This window comes from Pseudomonas sp. 37 R 15 (assembly GCF_900004865.1).
Taxonomy (GTDB): domain Bacteria; phylum Pseudomonadota; class Gammaproteobacteria; order Pseudomonadales; family Pseudomonadaceae; genus Aquipseudomonas; species Aquipseudomonas fluorescens_AM.
Window position 1 is genome coordinate 1 of record NZ_CVTV01000039.1, and the last position, 2,013, is coordinate 2,013.

General features: G+C 62.0%; 1 protein-coding gene. It reads left to right on the plus strand.

The genetic code is table 11. The annotated features are described in order from the left end of the window. A partial coding sequence (locus tag BFQ04_RS12100; protein ID WP_139111926.1) for a DUF6531 domain-containing protein occupies positions 1–2,013 on the plus strand: 2,013 nt, incomplete at both ends.

The following is a 2,013-nucleotide window of genomic DNA, read 5'->3' on the forward strand; positions in this document are numbered from 1 at the left end:
CTGGAAGTCGAGCAGGTGTTCAAGGTCGGGGATGACGTCGCACTGGTGGCGCCGATCTCTTCCGACACGCCCAGTCGCACAGTCGCTCAATGCAAGGCCCAGGGTGGGCTGACCCTGGTGCACCTGTTCGAGAGCACCCGCTTCGTCCCCATCGGCAACACGCCGGTGACGCTGCAAGCCATCGCCCAGGACGGCACGCCCATTGGCGCGCCGCTGCACCGCACCATCGGCCCCAGCGGCATGCTTGAAGTGCCCGAATGTACTCGCGACCAGCAGTACCGAGTCACTTTCTACCCCAATGTCTCCAAAGATCACGTCAAGGCGCTGTATGCGTCCTACCAGTCGGTGATTGCCGGGCTGGAAGCGGACCTGCGCAAGCAATGGCACGAGCGCTTCGAGCCTCAATGGGCAGACTTTGCCAAAGCCCTACCCTTCAAGCGCAGCGCGAAACAGGGCGCGGCCTTTGCAAGCGGGATTGGCCAGGCGTTTTACAACCTGTGGGACAACATCACCGAGCTGTACGACCTGTTGGCGAACCTCAAGTCCAACAGCGAGAAGCTGCTGCAGTACCTCTCCCAAGCCGAACTCGATGAACTGCTGAAACTGGGCAAGGACACACTCGCCCAGGGCTTGCTGGTGCTCAGTGATGAGCCGCTGTTGTTTATCTATTTGTCGGCGATGGTCAGCTGGATACGCCTGCTGCCGCCGCCCGAGATGTACGAACTGTTGGGTGAGATCACCGGCGAAGTCTTGATCAACCTGCTGCTGCTATGGGCTACGCGGGGGATGGGGGTGCAGCTTCGGTTGGGGGCTCAGGTGTTGAGTTCTATTAAATCCGGCCGGGCGCGGGCGTTACTGGAGTTGCTGGCCAGGCAGGTGCCTGGGCCTGGGTTGGGGCCGCATGTGGAGACGGCAAAGCCGTTGCTGCTGGGCAGTGCGGCGACGCCGGTCAAGGCGGTGCCGGTGGCGCCGTTGCAGGCTGGCGAGCATCTGGTTTCGAACCCGGTGCCGATGGTGCGCAGCAAGACGCAGCGTACGGCGTTGGTGCGCCAGGAGTCGGTGGATGATGTGCCTGCCGTGGCGTCGAATCCGAAGGGCGATGCAGCGGCTTCTGCGCATAAAACCGTTACGAACGGTTGCCCGGTGTCGATGGTCACTGGCGAGGAACTGCTGACCCTCACCGACGGTACGCTCGATGGCATCTTGCCGTTCGAGTGGACGCGCTTGTACCGCACCAGCGCGGTGGAGGTGGATTGCGGGCTGGGGTTTGGCTGGAGTCATGCGCTGGCTCAACGGCTTGCGGTTTCTGGCGATTCGGTGGTGTGGACCGACCATGAGAATCGCTCCACCACCCTGCCCTTGCCGACGGCTGCTCGTCCGGCAATTACCAACAGCCTGGCGGAAGCGGCGATTTATTTGGGCTCGGTTCCTGGCGAGTTGGTGCTGGCCCAGTCTTCTCGGTTTTATCACTTCTGCGACGGCGTGCTGACGGCGATCAGCGATGCGTATGACAACCGATTGCGCATTTTCCGGGATCGGTTGGGGCGTATTGAGCGACTGGATAACGGTGCGGGGCGTTCTTTGCTCTTGCGCTACGAGTTGGGTCGGATTGTGGCGGTGGACTACCAGATCCATCGCGCCCAAGGCCACGAACCCTTCGTGTGGGTGACCGAGCAGAACATCGTTTCCTACGCCTATGACGACGCCGGACGACTGGTGTCGGCGACCAATGCCGTCGGTGAGCGCGAGGTTTATCGGTACGACGAACAGCACGTCATTCTTGAGCGGCAATTGGCCGGTGGGGCGAGTTTCTTTTGGGCGTGGGAAAGGTCTGGTAAAGCCGCGCGCTGTGTCCGGCACTGGGCCAGTTTTGCGCAGATGGACACGCGCTATGCATGGGGCGATGACGGCAGCGTCAGCGTGCACAACGCCGATGGCAGCCAGGAAGTGTATGTCCACGATGACCGGGCGCGACTGGTGCAACGCATCGATCCGGACGGCGCCCGGCATTTC